This is a genomic window from Pseudoxanthomonas sp. SE1, assembly GCF_029542205.1.
GTDB lineage: Bacteria > Pseudomonadota > Gammaproteobacteria > Xanthomonadales > Xanthomonadaceae > Pseudoxanthomonas_A.
In genome coordinates this window covers 2,876,220-2,899,424 of the sequence record NZ_CP113783.1, presented here as the reverse complement: position 1 = coordinate 2,899,424, position 23,205 = coordinate 2,876,220, and the positions used below count along the sequence as shown (strand labels likewise).

At 62.4% G+C, this 23,205-nt stretch carries 20 protein-coding genes and 2 pseudogenes; 19 read left to right on the top strand and 3 right to left on the bottom strand.

Features of this window, described 5'->3' with window-relative positions:
• Nucleotides 1-179: 179 nt before the first annotated feature.
• From OY559_RS13640 to OY559_RS13600, 9 genes and pseudogenes are all read left to right on the top strand, one after another.
• On the top strand, nucleotides 180-1,472 hold the full coding sequence (locus OY559_RS13640) for an adenylosuccinate synthase (RefSeq protein WP_277726789.1): 1,293 nt from the start codon (nucleotides 180-182) through the stop codon (nucleotides 1,470-1,472).
• Nucleotides 1,473-1,745: 273 nt separating this feature from the next.
• Nucleotides 1,746-2,066, top strand: a complete 321-nt coding sequence (locus OY559_RS13635; RefSeq protein WP_277726788.1) for a hypothetical protein — start codon at nucleotides 1,746-1,748, stop codon at nucleotides 2,064-2,066.
• A 309-nt stretch (nucleotides 2,067-2,375) separates the two neighbouring features.
• Nucleotides 2,376-2,678, top strand: coding sequence for a hypothetical protein (locus OY559_RS13630; protein WP_277726787.1), 303 nt, complete (start codon nucleotides 2,376-2,378; stop codon nucleotides 2,676-2,678).
• A 112-nt stretch (nucleotides 2,679-2,790) separates the two neighbouring features.
• Nucleotides 2,791-7,701 (top strand): DEAD/DEAH box helicase, encoded by a 4,911-nt coding sequence (locus OY559_RS13625; protein WP_277726786.1) that lies wholly within the window; start codon nucleotides 2,791-2,793, stop codon nucleotides 7,699-7,701.
• A 32-nt stretch (nucleotides 7,702-7,733) separates the two neighbouring features.
• Nucleotides 7,734-9,785 (top strand): DUF262 domain-containing protein, encoded by a 2,052-nt coding sequence (locus OY559_RS13620; RefSeq protein ID WP_277726785.1) that lies wholly within the window; start codon nucleotides 7,734-7,736, stop codon nucleotides 9,783-9,785.
• A gap of 527 nt (nucleotides 9,786-10,312) precedes the next feature.
• The gene (locus tag OY559_RS13615) at nucleotides 10,313-10,795 is read left to right on the top strand and encodes a hypothetical protein (RefSeq protein WP_277726784.1); all 483 of its coding nucleotides are present in this window, start codon (nucleotides 10,313-10,315) and stop codon (nucleotides 10,793-10,795) included.
• A gap of 183 nt (nucleotides 10,796-10,978) precedes the next feature.
• Nucleotides 10,979-11,374: pseudogene (locus OY559_RS13610) on the top strand (PAS domain-containing protein); the annotation flags it as partial.
• A gap of 36 nt (nucleotides 11,375-11,410) precedes the next feature.
• Nucleotides 11,411-12,355: a sensor histidine kinase gene (locus tag OY559_RS13605; protein WP_277730007.1), complete on the top strand. Its 945-nt coding sequence runs from the start codon at nucleotides 11,411-11,413 to the stop codon at nucleotides 12,353-12,355.
• On the top strand, nucleotides 12,352-12,720 hold the full coding sequence (locus OY559_RS13600; RefSeq protein ID WP_277726783.1) for a response regulator: 369 nt from the start codon (nucleotides 12,352-12,354) through the stop codon (nucleotides 12,718-12,720). The genes OY559_RS13605 and OY559_RS13600 overlap by 4 nt, the downstream gene beginning before the upstream one ends.
• 48 nt (nucleotides 12,721-12,768) lie before the next feature.
• On the opposite strand, the gene OY559_RS13595 is transcribed toward OY559_RS13600, so the two are convergent.
• Entirely contained in the window at nucleotides 12,769-12,996 is a 228-nt protein-coding gene (locus tag OY559_RS13595; RefSeq protein WP_277726782.1) for a hypothetical protein, read from the bottom strand.
• Between the two features lie 175 nt (nucleotides 12,997-13,171).
• Here OY559_RS13595 and OY559_RS13590 point away from each other — a divergent pair, with 175 nt between their 5' ends.
• The 8 genes from OY559_RS13590 (at nucleotide 13,172) to OY559_RS13555 (ending at nucleotide 19,468) form a co-directional block, all read left to right on the top strand.
• Nucleotides 13,172-13,357, top strand: coding sequence for a hypothetical protein (locus tag OY559_RS13590; RefSeq protein WP_277726781.1), 186 nt, complete (start codon nucleotides 13,172-13,174; stop codon nucleotides 13,355-13,357).
• Nucleotides 13,358-13,367: 10 nt separating this feature from the next.
• Nucleotides 13,368-13,649, top strand: a complete 282-nt coding sequence (locus tag OY559_RS13585) for a hypothetical protein (RefSeq protein ID WP_277726780.1) — start codon at nucleotides 13,368-13,370, stop codon at nucleotides 13,647-13,649.
• A 75-nt stretch (nucleotides 13,650-13,724) separates the two neighbouring features.
• Nucleotides 13,725-14,882 carry a sensor histidine kinase gene (locus OY559_RS13580; RefSeq protein ID WP_277726779.1) on the top strand — a complete coding sequence of 386 codons (1,158 nt, stop codon included), beginning with the start codon at nucleotides 13,725-13,727 and terminating at the stop codon, nucleotides 14,880-14,882.
• A gap of 243 nt (nucleotides 14,883-15,125) precedes the next feature.
• Nucleotides 15,126-15,878, top strand: coding sequence for a hypothetical protein (locus OY559_RS13575; protein WP_277726778.1), 753 nt, complete (start codon nucleotides 15,126-15,128; stop codon nucleotides 15,876-15,878).
• Between the two features lie 131 nt (nucleotides 15,879-16,009).
• Entirely contained in the window at nucleotides 16,010-16,363 is a 354-nt protein-coding gene (locus tag OY559_RS13570; protein WP_277726777.1) for a hypothetical protein, read from the top strand.
• A 175-nt stretch (nucleotides 16,364-16,538) separates the two neighbouring features.
• A complete protein-coding gene (locus tag OY559_RS13565; RefSeq protein WP_277726776.1) occupies nucleotides 16,539-16,943 on the top strand; it encodes a hypothetical protein in 405 nt (134 codons plus the stop codon).
• A 1,433-nt stretch (nucleotides 16,944-18,376) separates the two neighbouring features.
• On the top strand, nucleotides 18,377-18,571 hold the full coding sequence (locus tag OY559_RS13560; RefSeq protein ID WP_277726775.1) for a hypothetical protein: 195 nt from the start codon (nucleotides 18,377-18,379) through the stop codon (nucleotides 18,569-18,571).
• 465 nt (nucleotides 18,572-19,036) lie between these two features.
• On the top strand, nucleotides 19,037-19,468 hold the full coding sequence (locus OY559_RS13555) for a hypothetical protein (RefSeq protein ID WP_277726774.1): 432 nt from the start codon (nucleotides 19,037-19,039) through the stop codon (nucleotides 19,466-19,468).
• A 12-nt stretch (nucleotides 19,469-19,480) separates the two neighbouring features.
• Here the strand turns inward: OY559_RS13555 and OY559_RS13550 are convergent, their stop codons facing one another.
• A complete protein-coding gene (locus OY559_RS13550; RefSeq protein ID WP_277726773.1) occupies nucleotides 19,481-20,179 on the bottom strand; it encodes a DUF2971 domain-containing protein in 699 nt (232 codons plus the stop codon).
• A gap of 81 nt (nucleotides 20,180-20,260) precedes the next feature.
• Nucleotides 20,261-21,359 (bottom strand): annotated as a pseudogene (locus tag OY559_RS13545) (IS3 family transposase).
• Between the two features lie 141 nt (nucleotides 21,360-21,500).
• Here OY559_RS13545 and OY559_RS13540 point away from each other — a divergent pair.
• Nucleotides 21,501-22,139: an Arm DNA-binding domain-containing protein gene (locus OY559_RS13540; RefSeq protein ID WP_277726772.1), complete on the top strand. Its 639-nt coding sequence runs from the start codon at nucleotides 21,501-21,503 to the stop codon at nucleotides 22,137-22,139.
• Nucleotides 22,140-22,451: 312 nt separating this feature from the next.
• A complete protein-coding gene (locus OY559_RS13535; RefSeq protein WP_277726771.1) occupies nucleotides 22,452-23,057 on the top strand; it encodes a restriction endonuclease in 606 nt (201 codons plus the stop codon).
• The last annotated feature ends 148 nt before the right edge of the window (nucleotides 23,058-23,205 follow it).

The window sequence follows — 23,205 nt, the reverse complement described above, 5'->3', positions numbered from 1 at the left end:
GGATAATGCACAAAAGCCGGACGGGCCCCCGCGATGGGAAGCCCGCCGGCTTTTTCCGTGTCTGGGCCAGGCGTGGCGGGCGGCTCCCCGATGGAGCCTGCCGGCAGCAACGGCGCCGTGGACCAGCGCGACCCTTCCGGTGGCCCCGATGGCCGCCAACAATCGAGGAGTTACCCGTCATGGGTCAGTCAGTCGTCGTTCTCGGCGCCCAGTGGGGCGATGAAGGCAAGGGCAAGATCGTCGATCTGCTCACCGAGGAAATCGGGGCCGTCGTCCGCTTCCAGGGCGGCCACAATGCCGGCCACACGCTGGTCATCGGTGGCAAGAAGACCGTTCTCCACCTCATCCCGTCCGGCATCCTGCGCCCCGACGCGCTGTGCCTGATCGGCAACGGCGTGGTGCTGTCGCCGGCCGCGCTGATCAAGGAAATCGACGAGCTGGAATCGGCCGGCGTGGAAGTGCGTTCGCGCCTGAAGATCTCCCCGGCCACGCCGCTGATCATGCCGTACCACATCGCCCTGGATCAGGCGCGCGAGAAGGCCGCCGGCGGCAAGGCCATCGGCACCACCGGTCGCGGCATCGGCCCGGCGTACGAAGACAAGGTGGCGCGTCGCGGCATCCGCGTGGCCGACCTGCATTACCCCAAGCAGTTGGAAGAGCTGCTGCGCACCGCGCTGGACTACCACAACTTCGTGCTGACCAAGTACCTGGGCGTGGACGCGGTCGACTTCCAGAAGACCTACGACGAAGCCCTCGCCTTCGGCGAATACGTGCAGCCGATGAAGTCCGACGTGGCCGGCATCCTGCACGACCTGCGCAAGCAGGGTAAGCGCGTGCTGTTCGAAGGCGCGCAGGGTGCGCTGCTCGACATCGACCACGGCACCTATCCCTACGTCACCAGCTCCAACACCACGGTCGGCGGTGCGTTCGCCGGCACCGGCGTGGGCGCGGACGCGATCGACTACGTGCTGGGCATCTGCAAGGCCTACGCCACGCGCGTGGGCGGTGGCCCGTTCCCGACCGAGCTGGACGACGACGTCGGCCAGGGCATCCGCGACCGCGGCCAGGAATACGGCGCCTCCACCGGCCGTCCGCGCCGCTGCGGCTGGATGGACATCGTCGCGCTGAAGCGCGCCGTGGCTATCAACGGCATCTCCGGCCTGTGCATCACCAAGCTCGACGTGCTCGACGGCATGAAGACGCTGAAGATCTGCATCGCGTACGAATACCGTGGCAAGCGCACCGAGTACGCGCCGCTGGATGCGGGCGGTTGGGAAGAGTGCACGCCGGTGTACCTGGAATTCCCGGGCTGGGACGAGAACACCCACGGCGTGACCGAGTGGGACAAGCTGCCGCCGGCCGCGCGTGCCTACCTGCGCGCGCTGGAAGAACTCTCCGGCTGCCCGCTCGCCATCGTCAGCACCGGCCCCGACCGCGACCACACCATGGTGCTGCAGGACCCGTTCGCCTGAGGGATTCCCCCCGCAACGCGGGCGCATGCTCTCCTTCTCCCCGCGAGGCGGGAGGCTGCCTTTCCTTCTCCCCGCAAGCGGGGAGAAGGTGCCCGAAGGGCGGATGAGGGGCAAGCGCGATCCATCCCCACCAGAAAAGCCCCGCTCCCGCGGGGCTTTTTTCTTGCGCGCCCCCATTCCGGCACACGCCTTGCAAGGTCATCACCACCCTAAATAGCGGCCGCCCGTGGCCGTTAGTAGCAGCAGATGTCACCCGAATTTGTTGGAGCCCCCATGCATCGCAACGCCGCCCACGCTTCCGTCATCACCGGCCCCTGGCAGGCCACCGCCCCCAAGGCGGCGGCGCCGCGCGCGTCCGAGCGCCGCAAGACCACCGCCGCGCAGGATGCCGCCGCGTTGCGCGTGGGCCTCACGCCCGCGCAGTTGATGACGCTGGAAGCGCTGGAAATCTTCCAGTGGCGCCTGGCCTTCGTGCGTCGTCCGCTGTTCTGTGCGCCCATCCCGGTGTTGTTCGACCGTGACGCAACGCGTCATGTGGTGATCGAAGAAGACGGCACCCTCAACGAAACCCCCACGCTCGTCCTGCGCGCCTGACGCGCGGCGGTTCCTTCTCCCCGCGAGGCGGGACAACGCTTCTCCTTCTCCCCGCTAGGCGGGGGTGAAGACGATCTGCTTGCGCGGCATGCCGCGCGATCGTCGGAACGCCGGGCGTGCTTCGCCCGGCCGGGGTGGGTGCCGAAGGCGGATGAGGGACGAGCGCGATGCAACCCGCACCCTGAACGCCTCCCCCACGCCCCAACACCACCCTCACGTTTCCTTGAACCGGGCCGATACAAGGTAGGGCACCTGCCGTCACCGACGGCGGGCTGCTTTCGTTCCACGCCATCAGGAGCCCCCGACCGGATGACGGATCCCCATCGCCCCCGCGACACGCCCGACCCGGACACTCCGGGCACCTCTCCCCGCACGCCGGAGCGCCGCAAGGGCGCGCCGAAGATGGACGACGCCACGCTGCTGGCCGGCCTCACCCCGCAGCAGCAGGCCACCATCCACACCATGGAAACCTTCCACTGGCGTCTGAAGTTCGTCCGCCGCCCCTTGTTCAAGACGCCAATCCCCGTGCTGTTCAACCGTGAAGGCCGCTACGTGGTGGTCAATGAGGATGGGACGATTGATGAGAATCCGGCGTTGGTGTTGAGGGATTGAGTGGCGGTACATGCGCCTACTGTCGGCGCCATCCCAACCTGCCTCCTGTGCCAGAATCTCGGTAATTCACGCCGCGTAGACGGCGAACCGAGAACACAGGGAGCGCCACCGCATGAGTGCCTTGCAGGAACTGCTGCAGACCTACCGTAACGCCGCCGTTTCCGAACGAGAGAAAGGCACCTACTTCGAGGAACTGATCCTCGCCTACCTGCGCAACGAGGCCACCTACCGTGACCTCTACAGCAGCGTCTACACCTGGGCCGAATGGGCGCCCCAGCACGGCTTCAATGCCAAGGACGACGGCATCGATCTGGTGGCGGAAGTCGATGGTACCGGCGATGTCCATGCCATCCAGTGCAAGTTCTACGACCCGGACTACAAGCTACAGAAGAAGGATATCGACAGCTTCTTTACCGCGTCCGGGCGCAAGCCGTTCACCCATCGCGTCATCGTCAGCACGACCAACCATTGGTCCGAGCACGCTGAGAATGCCTTGGTGGACCAGCAGCCGCCGGTCAGCAAGATCGACCTGCACGACCTTGAGGAAAGCCAGATTGATTGGGCGAAGTACACGCCCAAGGCCAAGCCGGTCCTGAAGGAGAAGAAGGCGCTGCGCGCGCACCAGGAATCCGCGCTCCGCGCCGTGACGGCGGGCTTGAAGGAAGCGGACCGCGGCAAGCTCATCATGGCCTGCGGTACCGGCAAGACCTTTACCAGTCTCAAGATCGCCGAAGCGATGGCGGGCAAGGGCAAGCGCGTGTTGTTCCTGGTGCCCAGCCTGTCGCTGCTGTCGCAGACGTTGACCGAGTGGACGCAGGAAAGCGATGTGCCGCTGCACAGCTTCGCGGTCTGCTCGGACAGCGACGTAGGCAAGAAGAAGGGTCGCAAGGAGGACGACGCCGTCCAGACCTTTACCCACGAGCTGCGTTACCCGGCCACCACGAATGCCAGGAGTCTTGCGCTGGGCGTGGCGGCGCGCCACGACGACGAACACATGACGGTGGTGTTCAGCACCTACCACTCCATCGGGGTCATCCATAACGCGCAGGAACAGGGCCTGGCCGACTTCGATCTGATCGTCTGCGACGAAGCCCACCGCACCACCGGCGTCAGCTTTGAAGGCGATGAGGAGGAAAGTGCGTTCGTGCGTGTGCATGACGCGGCTTATATCCGTGCCGCCAAGCGCCTGTACATGACCGCCACGCCACGCATCTACAGCGCCGAGGCCGAGGCCAAGGCCGAACAGGACAAGGCACGCACTTATGGCATGAACAACGAAGCCTGGTACGGCAAGCAGTTGTTCCTGATCAGTTTCTCCGAGGCGGTCAAGCGTGGCCTGCTGGTCGACTACAAGGTCATCGTGCTGGCGGTGGAAGAGAGCCACATCAACCGCAAGCTGCAGAACCTGTTGAAGGACGAGAACAACACGCTGCGCGTGGATGACGCCGCCAAGATCGTCGGCTGCTGGAAGGCACTGGCCAAGCTGGGCATCCACGAGGACGGCAACGAGACGCCCGAGCCCATGAGGCGGGCGGTGGCCTTCTGCCAGGTGATCGAGCCTGGCAAGGGCGGCAAGAACCATAAGGTCAGCTCGAAGGAAATCTCGGGGATGTTCCAGCAGGTCGTCGAGGCCTACCAGGACGCAGAAGACATCGAAGACGGCGCCCGACTCACCTGCGAGGCACGGCACGTCGATGGCGGCATGAACGCCAGTGAGAAGGAAGCCAAGCTCGACTGGCTGAAGGCGCCCACGCCGCCAGACACCTGCCGCGTGCTGAGCAATGTGCGTTGCCTATCCGAGGGCGTGGACGTACCGGCGCTGGACGCCGTGCTGTTCCTGACGCCGCGCAATTCGCAGGTGGACGTGGTGCAGTCAGTGGGCCGGGTGATGCGCAATGCGCCCGGCAAGAAGCGCGGCTACGTGGTGCTGCCGGTGGTCATCCCGGCCGGGGTCGAGCCGCACGAGGCGCTCAACGACAACCAGACGTACAAGGTGGTCTGGCAGGTGCTGCAGGCGCTGCGCTCGCACGATGACCGCTTCGACGCGATGGTCAACAAGCTGGACCTGGTAGGTCCGGACCGCAGCAAGATGGAAGTCATCGCCATTGCGGACAACGTCCAGCGCAAGACGGCCAAGCTGGTCAGCAAGGCGGACAAGGCGAAGGGTAAGTACAGCATTGGCGAGACGCCGGCGGACTACAAAGCCCAGGTGCAGGGCGAGTTCGAGTTCGAGGTGGGCGAGATCGAGCGGGCGTTGTACGCCAAGGTGGTGGACAAGTGCGGCAACCGGCGCCACTGGGAGCAGTGGGCTGACGACATCGCGAAGATCGCGCAGACGCATATCGACCGCATCAAGGCGGTGCTGGAGGACGAGGGTCAGCCGAAGGCGAGGGCAGCCTTCGAGGCGTTCGCTGGTGAACTGCGTGACGATCTGAACGACAAGGTCACCGATGGCGAGATCATCGAGATGTTGGCGCAGCACCTGATCACCAAGCCGGTATTCGAGGCGCTGTTCGCGGATTACAGCTTCGCCAGTCACAACCCCATGTCGCAGGCGATGCAGCAGGTGCTGGATGTCCTGGAGGCGGAGAACCTGCAGAAGGAGTCGTCCACGCTGCAGGAGTTCTACGCCAGCGTGAAGCTGCGGGCGGAGGGTATCGACAACGCCACGGGCAAGCAGAAGATCATCGTGGAGTTGTACGACAAGTTCTTCCGCAATGCGTTCCCAAAGATGACGGAGCGGTTGGGCATCGTATATACGCCGGTGGAGGTGGTGGATTTCATCCTGCACAGCGTGAACCACCTGTTGCAGCAGGAGTTCGGGCAGACGCTGGGTAGCAAGGGGGTGCATATCCTGGACCCGTTCACGGGTACGGGCACCTTCATCACGCGGTTGCTGCAGTCGGGGCTGATCAAGCCGGAGGAGCTGGCGCACAAGTACAAGCACGAGATCCATGCCAACGAATTGGTGTTGCTGGCGTACTACATTGCGGCGATCAATATCGAGGCGACGTACCACGGCTTGGTCGGTGGGGACTACGTGCCGTTCGAGGGCATCCTGCTGACGGATACGTTCCAGATGTATGAGAAGGACGATCTGGTGGACGCGTTGCTGGTGGATAACAGCAAGCGGCGTCGGCGGCAGAAGAAGCTGGATATCCGGGTGATCGTGGGGAATCCGCCGTATTCGGTAGGTCAAGGAGATGCCAACGCCAATAATGCCAACGTGGCGTATCCAGGTTTGGACGCGCGTATCCGCGACACATATGCGGCGCGCTCGGATGCAAATAACAAGAATGCGCTGTACGACAGTTACATCCGCGCGATACGCTGGGCGAGTGATCGTATTGGTGATGCGGGCATCATCGGATTCGTCACTAACGCCGGCTTTGTCGAAGCCAACACCGCGGATGGATTGCGTAAGTGTCTCGCTGAGGAGTTCTCGGACATCTACGTGTTCCATCTGCGAGGAAATCAACGCACAAGCGGTGAAGCATCGCGCAAGGAGGGGGGGAAGATCTTTGGCAGTGGAAGTCGCGCGCCCATCGCCATCTCGCTGTTGGTAAAGAATCCGAACGCTAGCGAGCAGGGTCGCATCTTCTTTCACGACATCGGAGACCACCTAAGCCGCGAGACGAAACTAGAGAGAATTGAGCGCTATGGCAGCGTGGGCGGAATTTCCTCCGATGCATGGCGGAAAATTTCGCCGGATCAGCATGGTGATTGGCTTAAGCAGCGGGATGGTGGGTTTAATCGTTTCGCCATGCTCGGCGATAAGAAGGGTGGAGGTCAGAAGTTATTTGATAACTACTCTGGCGGCGTTCAGACCAATAGAGATGCTTGGGTTTTCAATTTCTCAAAGGCAGCACTTGAGAGAAACATGGCTCGTATGATTGAAAAATACGAATGTGAACTCGCGCGATTCAACGAAGCTTTCCCTGTTGGTGATCGTTCAGTGCGCGAAGCTGCTGCGCCAGGCTTTTTGGATGCGGACGCGGCGTTTATCAGTTGGTCTCGCTCTCTCAGATCGGACGTGGTTAAGAATAAGCGGCATGTGATGGACTATGAAAGGCTTAATGTCGCGACATATCGCCCGTTTACTAAGAGCTGGATGTACTTCGACAGGCGGCTCAATGAAATGGTGCTGCAGATGCCGAAGCTGTTTCCATGTGCTGGCGCAAGCAACCTGATCATTACGTTTAAGGAGCGTTGGGGTGGCGACGGTCATTTCGCCCTCATTACGGATGCGATCCTAGAACAGCAGACAGATGGAGGAGCGCAGTGCTTCCCTCTCTACCTCTACGACGAGGCTTCTCTAGAATCCGATGAGAGCCTGTTTGCTGCGCGGTCCGCTGACGGTCCCCGTCGCCGCGACGCCATCACAGACGCCGGTCTCGCACATTTCACGAGTGCCTATCCCGGCGAAGCGATCAGCAAGGAGGACCTGTTCTATTACATCTACGGCATCCTGCATTCGCCCGATTACCGCGAACGCTACGCCGACAACCTGAGCAAGGAGCTGCCGCGCATCCCGCGCGTCCGCAGGGCCGAGGATTTCTGGCATTTCAGCAAGGCCGGCCGTGCCCTGGCGGACCTGCACCTCAACTACGAAACCGTCGATAAGTACCCGCTGACCCTCCAGGCCAAGGGTCCGCTCACCGACGCCGACTACCGCGTCGAGAAGATGAAGTTCGCCAAGAGGAAGGACCCGGAAACCGGCAAGTCCGTCAATGACCGAACCACCGTGATCTACAACACCAAGATCACCCTGACCGGCATCCCCGACGCCGCCTGGGACTACATGGTCAACGGCAAGGCCGCCCTCGACTGGGTGATGGAACGCCAGGCCGTGCGCGTGGACAAGGCCAGCGGCATCGTCAACGACGCCAATGATTGGGCCATCGAAACTATGGGCAACCCCAAGTACCCCCTGGAACTCTTCCAGCGCGTCATCACCGTCAGCCTGGAAACCCAAAAGATCGTCAACGCATTGCCGCCGTTGGATATTCGAGAAGACGGCTAACCCGGACCCGCCATCACGCCAAGGAAGCACACATGCAGCCCAACAAGACCACCGTCACCGGCCTTTTCAGCACCCCGCACCAGTACCAGATTCCGATATTCCAGCGCGGGTATGTCTGGAACCTCGAGAAACAAGTCGGACCCCTTTGGGCGGATATCCAGGATCGCGCCGACGCCCTCCTTGAGCGGCAGGCGGCTGCCGCGCAGGGGGCGTCCGGCTCGATGAAGCCCCTACAGAAACACTTCCTGGGCTCCGTCGTCATGACGCCGGTGCCCAATACCTTCGGCAGGGTGCCCGCGTTCGAAGTGATCGATGGCCAGCAACGCTCCACCACCTTGCATTTGCTGCTCCTGGCCTTTCGCCAGGCAGCGCTGCAACTGTCATCCAGCCCGATTTCCCAAATGCTGGAAGGACTAATACGAAATCCTGGCCCGTATCAATCCGCTGAAGATCATTACAAGGTGTGGCCTACCCAAGCGGGTCAGGACGAGATGCGGATCTTGAATGACACCACGGGCACGGTGCAGGGATTGTGCATGGCATATCCCGCGCGTGACGGACGACGGAAGATCGAGCGGCCGTTGATGGTGCAGGCATTCTTGTATCTCCATCATGCGTGCCTGGCGTACCTGCGCGGCCTGGACCTGAGTGAACCCCATGACCCAACGGGTGACAGTACGTGGAGCGATCTGCTCGTAGCGGAGATACGTCGCAGCAATGATGTCGTCCCGCTTAAGGCGGATCTCCCGTTGGACCCCGGTCGTGCGCAGGCGCTGTACATGGCGCTCAGCGATCACGTTCAGATCATGACGCTCACGCTTGAAACGGAGGACGATCCGCAGGTCATCTTTGAAACGTTGAACGCGCGCGGTGAACCTCTCCTGGCGTCGGACCTCGTGCGCAATTTCGTTTTTCTGGAAGCTGCCCGCAAGGAACTCCCGGTCCAGCCTCTTTATCAGAAGCACTGGAGTCCATTTGATCTTGTCGCCACCGGCGCGAAGGGTGTTTCGGCGAACTCCTATTGGCGCGAGAAGGAGCGCCAGGGACGTCTTACCTATCCTCGTATCGACCTGTTCTTCTACAACTACACCGTGCTGCGGAGCCGGGAGACCACGCTGGCTAGCCACGTATTCCAGGCGTTCAAAGCGTGGTGGCAGAAAGAGTCGCGCGACATCGAAGGAGAACTGGCGCGCGTTGTCTCGGCCAGCCAGCACTTCCGTGAGCTTGTATCGCCGGAAGGCACCGGATACATGGCAGAGTTCGCACGCCTCATCAAGTCTCTCGATGTGGGCACGATTACCCCCGTGTATCTTGCGTTGCGCGAGCGCTTGCAGCCCGACAGTGAGGAGCTTCGGCAGGCTTTGGGCGATCTGGCCTCCTATTTGACGCGTCGCGCCGTCTGCGGCTTGACGACCAAGGGTTACAACCGGTTCTTCATTCGCGTGCTGCAAGCCGTGTGTGAAGCCGACGCCGAGCCGCACGCGGCGTTGCGTAAGGTGCTGCTCGACGCGACTGCAACCAGCGAGGCGTGGCCCGATGATGCTGCGTTCTCCGAGAGCTGGCGTTCGGTGAAGGCGTATAAAGAGCTGCGCCCAGCTAAGACGTGCGGAATCCTGCGTGCGATGGAGTACGCCGCGCGCGGCACGCTGCAGGGCAGCAATCATGTTCCCGTGCAGGCGGATATGAGCGTGGAGCACGTGATGCCACAAAGTTGGCAGAAGGTTCCCAGCTACCAGGTCGTGGGTATGACCGATGAGCAGAAGCTGCACAGGGATATGGCGATCCATGGCTTTGGAAATCTGACGCTTCTTACGGTGCCGCTCAACGCTTCGGTCAGCAATGGTCCATTCGGTGATTCTGAAGACGGTAGCGGTCAACGTGTGCTTGGGAAGCGCTCGCGGCTGGGTCAGAGCGCATTGCTGATGAACACGTACTTCCAGCAGGGAGATCTGCGGGTGTGGAATGAAGCAGCGATCGCCGCCCGGTCGTCTGCGCTGCTCAAGGCCGCTCTTCTCGTATGGCCGCGTCCAACCGACGGTACGCCTGATCCAGCAGCGGTTGCTTCCGCACTGTCGGGAAGCTGACGATTGGCACGATCTGCTTGATGTGGATGGCCTACACCCACGAGCAGACGATTGGCCTCAGGCCTTATGTGCCTTATGGCGGGAATACTGAGCGCTAATTCGTCTCGGTTTTTTCCTCTCATTGAGGTCCAGCGTTGGTAGGTGTTCGGTCTTTCTTCTCACACGAACATCCAGCGCTGGGCCTTTTTCAGTGTTTCTTCTCACACAAACCCCCAACGTTTCCCCTTTTTGGTGAAACGTCCCAGGTTTCCAGGCCTCTCATCTCTCACTAACGCCCAACGCTCCCCCTTCTTGGTCCAGCGTTGGATGTTTTTCGGCGTTTCTTCTCACAGTAGCGGTCAGCGTTGGATGTCTTAGGTCCAACGCTGGATGTCTTTCGGTATCGCGCGGTGGTTTTTCGCCCAATCGCATAGGCGAATGTGAGAAGTGCTTCATTAGTGCGTGCAGGCGTCGCAACGCGGGTAGGGCGCAGTAGGCTGCGTGTGCCGGCCGGACCCGGCCGGCTTAACCTGAAAGGACGCAATCACATGACACAGAACCGCATCGCCATGACGTTCCAGCCCGACCGCCTGGAACGTATCGACGGCTCCCTCACCGCCCTCGAAGCCGATCTCGACCTCCTGATCGCCCTCACCATCGAAGAACGCTCCGACCTGGTGAAGATGGGCAACAAATCGCGCGCCTTTTGCACCAGCGCCTTGGCCGTCGCCGAACAACATGCCGGTCTGATGCCGCGTGACTTCGACTACGACGCCTTCCGCCAGGACCATGCCGCCCTCGAAGCGCTGCGCCCGCGCGCCGCGCGGCTCGCCCATCTCATGCAGCGCGTATCCGACACCGAACTCGCCCTCGGCAGCGACCTGATGGCCGCCTCGCTGGAGGTCTACGGCGTCATCAAGGTGGCCGGCAAGGACAAGGGCGTGGACGAAGCCCGCCGCGAACTCTCGGCCCGCTTCGCCCGTCGCCGCGCCGCGCCCGACCCCACCGGCGAACCCGGCGGCAACAACTGACCCCCACACACCGGCTGCACCACAGAGGCCCCGCATCGCGGGGCCTTCCTGTTTCCGTTCCCTGAACCGCAACCCCCGCAAACGCCACCCACCCTGCCAAGTTTCACGGTTAGCGCACGGGCGCGGGCGATAAGGTTCAGTGTCGCCATCGGAACCCCACGCCTCCCCATGGACAGCGCCTTGATGGCAGGCGGCGCGCACGCCCCCGCAGAGCAGCGCGTCCGCCTGTACGAAACCCTCCTGCAGACCACGCCCGACCTGGTCTACATGTGGGACCTGCAACACCGCTTCACCTACGCCAACGCCGCCCTGCTGGCCATGTGGGGCATGACCTGGGATGAAGCCATCGGCAAGACCTGCCTGGAGATCGGCTACGAACCCTGGCATGCCGCCATGCACGACCGCGAGATCGACCAGGTCGTCGCCACCCGCCAGCCCGTGCGCGGCGACGTACCGTTCAACGGCACCAACGGCCACCGCATCTACGACTACCTGCTGGTCCCGGTGATCGGCCCCAGCGGCGAAGTGGAAGCCGTCGCCGGCACCACCCGCGACGTCACCGAACGCAAGCGGCACGAAGAGGCCCGCCGCAAGAGCGAAGAACGCCTCGCCGCCATGGTCGACGCCACCTCCGACCTGGTCTACCGCACCAACCACGACTGGAGCGAAGTGGACATCGTCGGCGGCAGCCTGCTGTTCGGGCGCCACGGCTCGCTGACCCCGGACTGGCTGGACGTGCTGATCCACCCCGACGACCGCGACCTGGTCGCCGAGGCCATCACCCGCGCACGCGCCACCCAGACCCCCTTCAGCGCCGAACACCGCATCCGCAGCGAAGACGGCAGCTGGGCATGGGTGTCCTCGCGCGCCGTGCCCATCCGCCCCATCGGCGGCGACGTGACCGAATGGTTCGGCGCCGCCACCGACATCACCGCGCGCCGGCTGCACGAAGAACACCAGCGCCTGCTGCTCAACGAACTCAACCACCGCGTCAAGAACACCCTGGCCATCGTGCAATCGCTCGCACTGCAGACGCTGCGCGGCGCCGAGGACACGGGCGCGGCCTGCGACCGCTTCGAGGCGCGCCTGCACGCCCTGGCCCTGGCGCACGACGTACTCACCCGCCAGCAGTGGGAACACGCGCCGCTGGGCGATATCGTGCGGACCGCCATCGCCCCGAGCCTGGTGGCCGATCCCGAGCGCTTCGACATCGAGGGGCCGGAGATGCAACTGGACCCGCAACGCGCACTGGCGCTGTCGATGGCGCTGCACGAACTGTTCACCAACGCCATGAAGTACGGCGCGCTGTCGACCCGGCCAGGACGCGTGCGCATCCACTGGCGCGCCGAGGCCGTGCAGGGCCGCCGCAGCCTGGTGCTCTCGTGGGAAGAAATGGACGGCCCGCAGGTGCATGCGCCCGAGCATCGCGGCTTCGGCTCGCGCCTGATCGAACGCGGCCTGCGCCATGACCTGGGCGGCGACGTGGCGCTCGACTTCAACACCGCCGGCGTGACCTGCCGGATCACCGCCCCCATGCCCGACCCAGGAGTGGCCGCATGACGACGACCAACCCCGCACCGCGTGTTTTCATCGTGGAAGACGAATCCATGCTGGTGATGCTGCTGGAAGACCTGCTGCCCACGCTGGGCTACGACGTGGCCGGCAGCGCCGGCTCGGTCGACCAGGCGCTGGCCGGTCTTGCCGACGCGCAGATCGACCTGGCCGTGGTGGACGTGAATCTGGCGGGCACGCCGTCGTTCCCCGTCGCCGATGCGCTGCGCGCGCGTGGCGTGCCGTTCCTGTTCACCACCGGCTACGGCCAGCAGGGCTTGCCCGACCGCTTCGCCGATGCGCACGTGCTGGCCAAGCCGTTCCGCCGGCACGACATCGAAGTGGCGCTGACGCGCCTGCGCTCATCGGTGTAGGCCGCACGCGCGCCGTCGCCTTCGACCGGCACGCGCGCGCCTGCGCCGTCACGCGGAGGTGCGATCGCCTTCGCCGTGCACATAGGACGCCCCCAGGTGCCGCGACAGCGTATGCAGGCGGCGCAGCACGGGCGAGCGCAGATGCATTGGCGCGCGATCGTAGACCTCGGTCCACAGGCCGCGCAGGAACGCGTGCGGGTCGCCGATGTCGGCGCCGGCGCGGACCAGGCTTTCAGCGTCCGTCAGGCGCGCGTCGATGCGTTCTTCACACAGCATGGTGCGAATGCTGCGGTGGCGTTCGTGAAGGCGTCGTGTGCATGCCATCGACGCGTTCAGCGAACAGCCGCCTTGCGGCCATAGCGTGACCACACGCTGAAAAGCCGAACGCCACGCTCACGATTCCTCAACGTTGCCATGCGCACGCTGGCCCCACGCAAGCGAGGAACCCGCCATGGATCGCAAGACCCGCGACGCCACCCGCGTGGCACCCAATCCGATGGAGAAACAGCGTCGCCCCGACGGTGCCGTGGTGCCCGGCGAATCGCCCGGCAAGCGCACCAACGAGGAACGCAACGATCCCGAAGCCGAACCCGGCGCGACCGACGGGCAGCCACGCCGCCATCCGCCGCAGATATGAAGGACATCCCATGACGCCACGCGACATTGCCGCACACGGCACACCCAAGCCGAGCGAACCGGGCACGCCCACACCGCCCGGCCAGCCCACGCTGCCAGGCACGCCGTCCGAACCCGGCAAGCCCAGCGCGCCCGGTGCGCCGAGCGATCCGTATCGTCCCGAGGATCCCGCCAGGCCGCCGATGCCGCGCGATCCGGGCGACCCCGAGGACGCGCCCGTGGAGCCGGACCCGCCACCGGACGCACCGGCCCACATCGATGATCCGCGTGATCCGCGCAGCATCGCCGACTGATCCATGCGCACCACGCCCGACAGGGGGAGCGATCACATAGCGACCACGACACCGCACCCATGCCAAGGAGCGCCCATGCGACTTGCCGACTTCATCGAAGCCCATCCGCAACGGATCCTCGACGACGCCGTCGAGTTCGCCGTCACGCAGGCACCGGATGGCGCGCAGTTGAACCTGAAGCGCCTGCGCAACGACATTCCCCTCATCCTGCGCGAGATCGTCGCCGACCTGCGCACGCCGCAGAGCCCGGCGCAGCAGCGCGCAAAGGCACAGGGTCGCGCGCCTGCCTCCAGCGGGCCGGAGTCGGCGGCCAGCAGCCATGGGCGCAGCCGCGCCGATGATGGCTTCGGCGTCAACCAGATGATTGCCGAATACCGCGCACTGCGCGCGTCGGTGCTGCGGCTGTGGGCGGCGCAGGAAGCGCTGGCCGCCGGCTGCATCGAGGACATGATCCGCTTCAACGAAGCGATCGACCAGGCCGTGGCCGAATCGCTCATGGAGTTCTCGCGCACGGTGGAGTCGTGGCGCAATGTCTTCCTCGGCGCCCTGGGGCACGACCTGCGCGGTCCGCTCACGGCGGTGGTGGGCACGGCGGAATTCCTGGTGGACCGCACCAAGGACACGCCGCAAGCGCGGCTGGCCGAGCGCATCCTCAGCGGCGGCCTGCAGCTGAGCCGGCTGGTGGACGGATTGCTGGACTACAGCAAGAGCACGCTGGGCGCGGGCATGACGCTGCACCGGTTGGCGTGCGACCTGGGCCAGGCGGTCGCCGAGGAAGTGGAGCTGCTGCGCGCCACGCTGCACGATGCGCCCATCAGGCTGTGCGTGGACGGCGACACCTGCGGCCACTTCGACGACGCGCGCGTGCGCGAAGCCGTGCACAACCTGGTGACCAATGCCGCGAAATACGGCGAGGCGGGCGCGGAGATCGGCGTGACCATCACCGGCGATGGCGATCATGCGTGCATCGAAGTCAGCAACGCGGGCGACCCGCTGTCCACCGAGGCACTGAACGCCCTGTTCGACCCGCTGCGCCGCGGTTCGAGGGCGGCCAACCAGGGCGAGCACACCAGCCTGGGGCTCGGTTTGTTCATCGTGCGCGAGATCGCCACCGCGCACGGCGGTGATGTGGTGGCCAAGGTCGACCAAGGCAGGACGGTCTTCGCCATCACGCTGCCACGCGGTACGGACGTGCCACGCACCCTTCAGCACGAGCGCACGGCGTACGCGTAGGCGACGGTGCACGACGCGCGATGCGCGCGTGACGTGGCGGTGATTCATTTCGGGTTGTGGCATTGCGTCCGTTTCGCTCACGACGCGATCACCAACATGACCCGAGTGCACGCGCTAGTCACCTGCGATCCGGAGTATCGGGGTTACGCCGCGCGCGGCCTCCACGTCGATGTCCGCGACCGGAATGGAGCGGTGCATGTCGCACCGCTTCATCACTTCAAAAAAGAAGGAAGGACACAGCAGATGACACGCGATACTTCACAACGTGACCAAAACCGTGACCCCCTCACAGGCGCACCCGGTTCGCACCCGGTGGGCGTGGGCGTGGGAGGCGTCGCCGGCGGCATGGCAGCCGGTGCCGTGACGGGCACCGTGTTCGGTCCCATCGGTACGCTGATAGGCGCCGCCGCCGGCACCGTCATCGGCGCGGCGGCCGGCAAGGGCGTGGCCGAGCGCATCGATCCGACCGGTGAGGAAGCCTACTGGCGCGAAACGTACCGCAGCCGTCCGTACTACACCGACGAGTACGACTTCCAGCGCGACTACGCGGGCGTCTACCGCGCCGGCGCCGTGGCGCGCGGCGAGTATCCGGAACAGTCGTGGGAAGAAACCGAACGTCGCCTGCGGGCCGACTGGGAAACGCAGAAGGGCGAGTCGCGCCTGGACTGGGCGCACGCACGTCCCGCCGCGCAGGATGCATGGGAGCGCGCCGACCGCACGTACGGCGCCTATGCGCGGACCGACGATACGTTCTCGAAGCGATTCGACCGGGCGCCGTATCGCCAGGAAGGGGAGGCCTATGACGACTACCGCCCGGCCTATCGCTATGGCACCTACGCACGTGGTCTGTACAGCGACCGCGAATGGGACGACCGCCTGGCCTCGGACCTCGAGCACGGCTGGGATCGCGCCAGGGGCGGTTCGCGCCTCACGTGGGAGCGCGCCAAGCACGCCGTCGCCGAGGCGTTCACGCTCGACCGCCAGAAACCGCACTGATCGCGGACGTGTGCATCGCGATCCACCCCGGACACAGAAGGCCCCGCACCGCGGGGCCTTTTCATGTGCGGTCGAGCAAGCGCGCATCGGCGTGATAAAACCCGGCTACCGCACCCGTCACAGGAGCCTGCATGCCCGTCTACATGATCCTCAGCTGGATCTTCATCATCGCGGGCCTGGTGTGCACGGTGTTCGTGCTGGTGCTCCAGTGGCGCGCATGGCGCCGCTTCCGCCACGTCAGCTTCGGACTGCTGACCATTTCCAGCATCGCCGTGCTCATCGACCAGCTGCTGATGGCCATTCCCTACGTGCACACCCTCGACGCCACCGCATTGGCCTCGCTGATGGCACTGGCCGCCATCCCCTTCGCCCACGCCCTGGTGCTGGGCGTGTGGGGAACGTGGTCGCTGTTCCGTGCGTATGGGCGGGTGGTGGAGGAGAACGTGCGGTTGCGGGAGGGGTTGGGGGAGGAAATAGATGCCTGACGTAACCCTTGGCGTGCTTACGGTTTCGGGTGTTGCGCTGATTGCGAGGAAGAACTCGGTGGTACGAGACGGCTTGGTCGCCACAAGGCTCGGTCTTGTGGCGATGGGAAAAGCGGATTGACACCTGTCAACCTGCTTCTACACAATCCGGCGACTTTCGTTGGGGGGCGTGGGCATGAAGAAGGTATTTACGTTGGTCGTGGCAGCCGGTTTGGCGTCTGTTTCCCTGCAGTCGTTTGCGGCGCCTGGCGAGCCATGGATGTGTCGATACAAGGGATACACGCCGGACGGCCAGTACTACTACATTGCAATCAAGCCATTCGACGGTAACGGCGACCCTCGCCAAGATAGCGAGCTCAATAGTTCGGACTTCGCGAAGCGCTTGTTTGACGACTTGGCGCCTGGCAACCGGTTCTCGGGAGAGCGGGCCTGCGCTATGCGTCCCAGGGAAGTGACTGAAAAGTGGTGGGCCAAGATGTTGGCCGGAGACGACATGTTCAGTTCCTCGTACAACACAACGTTGGCCGAGTGGCGCGATGGTCAGGTGGTGAAGTTGCCATGGCCAAAGTCTGCACAGTGATCGGCTGAAGGAACTTCCCGTGGGGCGGGCGAATTGCCATAGGGGACGGTGGGCTCTGAAGTTCCGGCCCCAACGCGGGACCGGCCCCTTCGCAAAGCCTCCAGCACAGTTCCGGATCGATACGACAAGCAGCCCGGACAAGGCCCGCTGACGCGGGCCTTTGTTTTTTTCGGGGTTTCCGGTCAATGCGGATGAGGAGGGCGGACACGGTCGCGTGGCGCCGGCGTAAGGGACGTCACCGGTAGAGTTTGAAAAGCGCTACGCGCAAAGCGGCGACGGAGTGTCTACGAAACTCTGGGGCTCGGGACGCCGCCCCGACTGCGCTGAAGTGGGGCGGGTTGGACGAACTCCATACAGGGCCAGATCCCCGGATAACCCGGCGCTCGGCGAGTCACGCGTTCGTTTGCTGAGATTGACGGAGTGGATGTTGACCTTCGAGTAGGCGAGCCTATCGGTGATTCATCCGAGGCATTCCCAGAAAGCATGGCGAACTGGAAAGACAAAGAGGCCTTCGAGCGGGCCAAGGCTCTATGTACTGACCTTGGCTCAAACATTTACAAACAGTCGCCACTTGGTCATGGCGGGCTCGGCTTGGTGGTAGTGCTACCGACAACGGTCCCTAATAACAGCTTGCCCATTCTGCATAGTCCATCGCGTTCGGGGGCTGCTCACCCTTGGAAGCCTCTCTTCCCACGTGTGACGCATTGATTGTCAGCTATTGCCTAGCCCCACCCCCCCGGCTTCCCAGCGGCTTACCACCCCATCCCGAACACCCCCACATTGACCCGCCCCCGCCCCAACCCCTAAAATTCGCGGCTCCGCCGGAATAGCTCAGTTGGTAGAGCGGTGCATTCGTAAAGCCTCCAGCGCAGTTCGAAGCGACACTTACAAGCAACACCGAACAAGGCCCTAACTAACGGGGCCTTTGTTTTCAGGTGTTTCCAACGGATGCGGACGCAGCGCATCCAAGCGCGAAATCGACGTTCGGGGCGTAGGTTGGCTTAGTGCCGGCTTCAGCACGCGGACTATTAAGGACTCAATCGTCCATGCTTGGGTGGCATAGCCCAAGCGTCGTGGAACCGCTTGTTTGCCTGCTTGTTGGTCGGACTGAGCGGCACTAAGATCAAGCCATAAGGGGCAGAACACCATTTATGCACTTCACGGCCAGAGCCGTTCGGGGAGGACAGAAGGATGGCTACAAAGGGGCAAATGTCGGGAATGCGAGGTGTTTTCCTCGCTGCAGCCGAGTTGGCAAAGCAGAATTACATAGTGTCACCGACTTCACGCAGCGCTGCGGGAGCCGACCTGCTGGTGACGAATCATAGCTGCTCCACCGCCTTCTCGGTCCAAGTAAAGACCAGTAGCAAAAAAAGGCGTCCTTCTGGCTGGTGGGGAAGAACTGTCAAGATATTGTTGCGAAGTCGCATGTCTACGTGTTTGTGATGATCAGCGAGATGAGGAAGGGTGGGCAGGTGGAAGAGGTGTTCGACTACTACGTTGTGCCAAGCCGTATCGTCTCGCAGTACACGCAGAAGTACGATCGCCCCAACGGCGCCCGCTATTCCATCCAGAGAAAGCTAATCGAGAAGTACAAGGACAAGTGGAGCCTATTCGGCAGCCCGAACTAATCTGACTTGCATGCTTCCGCATGCGGTATGAGAACAACAGGCAATTAAAATGACCAAACCAACCCTCGACTCCATCGCCACGGCTAAGGCCAGGTGGAGGAACTCCGCAAGCTGGAAGAACAGGAAGTCCAGCTGCGCGCAACAACAGTCAGCTGATGCCTATACCGAGATCATGGGCTTGTTGTCCCAATACGGGGCATTGTTCACAGCTAAAAAAGGCCGAGATCGTTACGGCCGTTGGTGCGAGCAGTCCCGGCCGCCCCAAGAAGGCCCCCCCGTAAGCAAGGAAGTAGCCCCTGAAGTACTGGTTACCGCATTCCGGGGGGAGACTTGGACGGGGGCGGGGTCGTCCGCCCCGTGCCTTTACGGCGTGGGAAGGGACGGCTGCTTACAAGGAATGGAAAGCAAGGCACGCGAACGAGAAGTTCCCTAAGTTCCCGGGCTGACAATTTGAGGGCGACGAAAGTGACAAAGCGTTTAGTTGCGTTGCGGGGTAAAGGTCAAGTTGGCAAGACCACCTCTTTGCATAATTTGAACCGGCTTCTTTTGTCGGAACCCAATGCGAAGACGGTGAAGTTCACGAAGTACGGCTACAAGCTCGATTTCTCCCAATTGTTATTGATTACGCCGGCAAACGTGTCGGCATTGTCAGTCGGGGTGATGTTGCTGCCGACCTGGCGGGCTTCATCGCAGAACTTGAGTCCGACAGGTGCCACGTTATCGTATGCGCTGCGCGAACAAAGGGGGGAGATCGAGGAAGTGCTTGCCTCTTACGCGAATCGGGGTCAATTGATTGAAGTCCCCAAGGTCGGGTGCCACAGAGACTACTTTGATGCTTCTAACCTTGCGGCAGCACATCAGCTCGCCGCGTACGTGTATGGTGCAATGGTTCCGTAGTTCGGGCCTTGGTCAAGGCTTCATTTGCATGTAGCGGGAGATTCGCTTGGTGAAGCCTGCGTGCTCGATCACCTCAAATTTTGTGAAGGCGAGCCGGGATTTCCTGACCTTGATGTCGTTAGAAACCGATCGCGCGATTTCACAAACACGCTCCACCTTTTCTTCGCATCGAGCGCCAATGATGACTTCACGAAGTCGCAGTTCGGCACCGAATTCGTAGAAGTACAGGCCATCTAATGCGGTTGAGTGGTCAAGTAGACAGAAAGCGCGCATTTCATCTTCATACTCCCAGTGCCGGAACTTTGTGGTTAGCACCTTTGCAACTTCGTCACGGGCAAAGTCAAGCCCACGCACATTTTCATATTCCAGTGCGGTGAGGTCGAACTGCTGTACGGAGTCTACATACTTGACAGGGAATACATAGCGTTCGCCAACGTCGAACCCAAGGCAGATGCCACGATGCTTGTCACCGTAGTGGCTCCAAAGAACCGGATTGCTCCATCGTTGACTGAAGCAGATGACTCCATGCTCTTCATGGAATGACTTCCTGAAGTCCAAGAATTTCTTTCTTAACGACCTGTCTTGCAAATTCCCGGGGCGGAGTTCGAAAGGATCGTTGAGGTCATCAATTCTCGATATTTTCAGGCGCTGCTTGCTGATGTTCTGCAAGGCATATCCGGCCGATGTTAGGTAGTACAGGCGTTTGTGCATAGTCGGCTACTCAACATTGAACTTTGACCTGAAAGGATGTGGACCGGTAATCCCCATTTTTTAGCAGTCGCCAAAGTGGAGCTATGCGGCCATCGCCAGCCTCATGGCTGGTGTGTGATGCCGCCGAGCGCCATGTTCGGGCGCTCATGGTTGTAAGTCCATAGCCAGCGCGTGGCCTTGTCCTGCACCTGCTCGATGGTGTCGAACAGGGTACGGGGGCCAGCCAGGCGTAGCGGACCGTGCGGTTGTAACGTTCAACGTAGGCGTTCTGCTGTGGCTTGCCCGGCTGGATGTGCTCGATCCGGATGCCGTTGCGTTCCGCCCACGCCAGCAGTGCCCCGCTGATGTATTCAGGTCCGTTATCGCAGCGAATGACACGCGGCTTGCCACGCCATTCGATGATCTGTTCCAACGATCGGATCACCCGGGCAGAGGGCAGCGACAAGTCCACCTCGATGGCCAGCCCCTCGCGATTGAAGTCGTCCAGGACGTTGAACAACCGGAAGCTGCGGCCATCGGCCAGCTGGTCGTGCATGAAGTCCATCGACCAGATCTGGTTGATCGACTCCGGCACGGCCAGCGCCTCGGGCCTCTCGCGCACAAGTCGCTTCCTTGGCTTGATCCGCAGATTCAATTCCAACTCCCGGTAGATGCGGTACACCCGCTTGTGGTTCCAGCCCAGGCCCTTCACGTTGCGCAGGTGCAGGACAGGAAGCAAAGACCGAAGCCCCAGTCGCGATACGTCGTCGTCAATCGCACCAGCCAGTCCGCGATCCGGGCGTTCTCGTCCGAAGCCTTGGCCTGGTACCGGTAGCAGGTCTGACTCACCTCGAATGTCCGGCAGGCGTGCTGGATGTTCGTGCGTCCGCCTTCGACCGTTGTTCGGGCCATCTCCCGGCGTTGAGATGGCCTCACCATTTTTTTTGACAGCGCCTCCTTCAGCAGGTCGGCGCTGAGCTGGGCGTCGGCGTACATCTTCTTCAGGCGCCGGTTCTCTTCCTCCAGCTCCTTCATCCGCGCGACCATGGACCTCCTCCATGCCGCCGAACTTGCTGCGCCACTTGTAGAACGTCGCCGAGCTGATGCCGTGCTCGCGGCACAGCTCAGGCACGGGCGTACCGCCTTCGGCCTGCTTGAGCACGGCAATGATCTGGCTGTCGGTGAATCGGGACTTCTTCATGGAACCTCCTCGGGAAAGCGTACGAGAAAATTCCACTTCTGGTGTCAGCTAATCCGCGGGGGATTACCGACCATTCTCATCCAAACACCGTAAGCCGGGCCATCCTACGCTCTGGGCATCGACCCTACATCGGTGCCCAGCATGCGTATCACCCTGACCAAGCGTCTTGTCGCCCAAGCCCAGCCCCAGCCCAAACCCTACGAGATGCGGGACATCCTCGTTCGAGGCTTGATCCTACGTGTGCAGCCCAGTGGGCATAAAGCGTGGGTCGTCACCTGGCAGCATGGGAAGCGCCGTACGCTCGGTTCGATTGAGCACCTCACGCTGGAGCAGGCCCGGGCGCACGCGGCTCAGGCCGTGGCTGAGGCCGTCCAGCAGCGTTTACCAGCCTTGGCAACGATCAAGCAACGGGCCTGCACCCTGCGGGAGTTCCTTGACGACCATTACGCCCCTTGGGCTGCTACCGAGCTACGCCGGGGTAGCAAGTACGTCATGCGGATCAAGACACACTTTGCGGACCTGCTGGACCGCTCCATGTCCGATATCGACGTGGCGACGATCAATCGCTGGTGGTCCGATCGCCTGACGCCCGTAGACGGCAAGCGCGCCGTTGAACGCATCACGGCCCATCGGGACTTTTCGACGTTGCGCGCTGCTATGTCGTACGCCGTCGAGTGGCGCTTGTTGGATGGAAGCACCTTGAGGCGTTCCGGTGCTTTTGATGAAGTTGTGTCGCCACAGAACCGCGACGGCTCCAGAAGGCTTCCTGTTGCGTTTTAGGTATGAAGTGCCCGGAGCTGCCTTGATGTTGCCGGCAACGACGGAACTCCATCAGTAACGCAACGAAACTCCATGGCGGAAGCCGTCCCGGCCCAACGTTTGGCAACTGCTTCTAGTTTGCCCTTGCCCTGCATGCTCGGCCTACCAAGGTGTCGCCTTCTTGTATGAAGTGTCAGCCCATGTTTCGCTTTGCACGAATGGGACATTCTGTGATGCGCTGGAATCCGAGTCTCAGCCGGAGCGACGGCCAGCGAAGATGCTGGGTAGAGAATATTTATTTCACTCACCTAAAGTTCAACCGAGGGCTATTTCATGGTAGAGATCAGAAGCAGCGTTGGGATGGGATGGTCTTCGGCCCGTTTGGTGGACAGCGCTAAAGCTACTTACACGCCCCCACCAGCGCCGGAGATTCTGGTCGGTGCCATTGTCGATAGGGTTGAACGGCGCCCTGAAGGTTCGCTCATTGTCGTTCTGCAGCCCGCCTGGGATGCCATTGGGAAGCTGCTCCGGGATAATCCGTCTGAGCTTCCGCAGCTGTCCCCGGATCAATGGGAAGAGCTGATTGCCGGAGCTTACGACAGGGCTGGATACGATGAGGTCGTACTGACGCCGAGAAGTGGAGATGGTGGTCGTGACATCATTGCCGTTAAGCGCGGTTTGCACTCGATTCGCATCATCGATCAAGTCAAAGCGTACGCACCGGGGAATCCGGTTCCGGCGAACGACGTCAGGGCCCTGGTGGGTGTCTTGTTGTCCGATCCACTCGCCACAAAGGGGATTGTTACGACGACATCCACCTTTGCTCCGAGAATTCTTGATGATCCCAGTATCGCGCGGCATATGCCCTTTCGACTGGAACTGCACGACGGTGAGGAAGTCAGGAAGCGGCTCCTTGCGCTCACCTCAGGCAAGCGTTAGCTGTGCGGGTTGGCTCTGCGCTCGGAATCGTCGCCAATACGCACCTGAGCTGTTTCGTCTTGCCTGACGCGCCAATAGTGCTCCATGCACTGGAGAGCGGTAGGGAGCGATTGGTGCGCATTGGGGCGCATCCCTGTAAGTGGGGACA

Excerpts from the sequence above, each read along its gene's own strand:
- OY559_RS13565 (WP_277726776.1), top strand. The coding sequence starts at position 16,539 with ATGAAGAAGGTATTTACGTTGGTCGTGGCAGCCGGTTTGGCGTCTGTT.
- OY559_RS13615 (WP_277726784.1), top strand. The coding sequence starts at position 10,313 with ATGACACAGAACCGCATCGCCATGACGTTCCAGCCCGACCGCCTGGAA.
- OY559_RS13605 (WP_277730007.1), top strand. The coding sequence starts at position 11,411 with ATGGTCGACGCCACCTCCGACCTGGTCTACCGCACCAACCACGACTGG.
- OY559_RS13595 (WP_277726782.1), bottom strand. The coding sequence starts at position 12,996 with ATGCTGTGTGAAGAACGCATCGACGCGCGCCTGACGGACGCTGAAAGC.
- OY559_RS13585 (WP_277726780.1), top strand. The coding sequence starts at position 13,368 with ATGACGCCACGCGACATTGCCGCACACGGCACACCCAAGCCGAGCGAA.
- OY559_RS13640 (WP_277726789.1), top strand. The coding sequence starts at position 180 with ATGGGTCAGTCAGTCGTCGTTCTCGGCGCCCAGTGGGGCGATGAAGGC.
- OY559_RS13630 (WP_277726787.1), top strand. The coding sequence starts at position 2,376 with ATGACGGATCCCCATCGCCCCCGCGACACGCCCGACCCGGACACTCCG.
- OY559_RS13580 (WP_277726779.1), top strand. The coding sequence starts at position 13,725 with ATGCGACTTGCCGACTTCATCGAAGCCCATCCGCAACGGATCCTCGAC.
- OY559_RS13540 (WP_277726772.1), top strand. The coding sequence starts at position 21,501 with ATGCGTATCACCCTGACCAAGCGTCTTGTCGCCCAAGCCCAGCCCCAG.
- OY559_RS13625 (WP_277726786.1), top strand. The coding sequence starts at position 2,791 with ATGAGTGCCTTGCAGGAACTGCTGCAGACCTACCGTAACGCCGCCGTT.
- OY559_RS13620 (WP_277726785.1), top strand. The coding sequence starts at position 7,734 with ATGCAGCCCAACAAGACCACCGTCACCGGCCTTTTCAGCACCCCGCAC.
- OY559_RS13550 (WP_277726773.1), bottom strand. The coding sequence starts at position 20,179 with ATGCACAAACGCCTGTACTACCTAACATCGGCCGGATATGCCTTGCAG.
- OY559_RS13535 (WP_277726771.1), top strand. The coding sequence starts at position 22,452 with ATGGTAGAGATCAGAAGCAGCGTTGGGATGGGATGGTCTTCGGCCCGT.
- OY559_RS13570 (WP_277726777.1), top strand. The coding sequence starts at position 16,010 with ATGCCCGTCTACATGATCCTCAGCTGGATCTTCATCATCGCGGGCCTG.
- OY559_RS13600 (WP_277726783.1), top strand. The coding sequence starts at position 12,352 with ATGACGACGACCAACCCCGCACCGCGTGTTTTCATCGTGGAAGACGAA.
- OY559_RS13575 (WP_277726778.1), top strand. The coding sequence starts at position 15,126 with ATGACACGCGATACTTCACAACGTGACCAAAACCGTGACCCCCTCACA.
- OY559_RS13590 (WP_277726781.1), top strand. The coding sequence starts at position 13,172 with ATGGATCGCAAGACCCGCGACGCCACCCGCGTGGCACCCAATCCGATG.
- OY559_RS13635 (WP_277726788.1), top strand. The coding sequence starts at position 1,746 with ATGCATCGCAACGCCGCCCACGCTTCCGTCATCACCGGCCCCTGGCAG.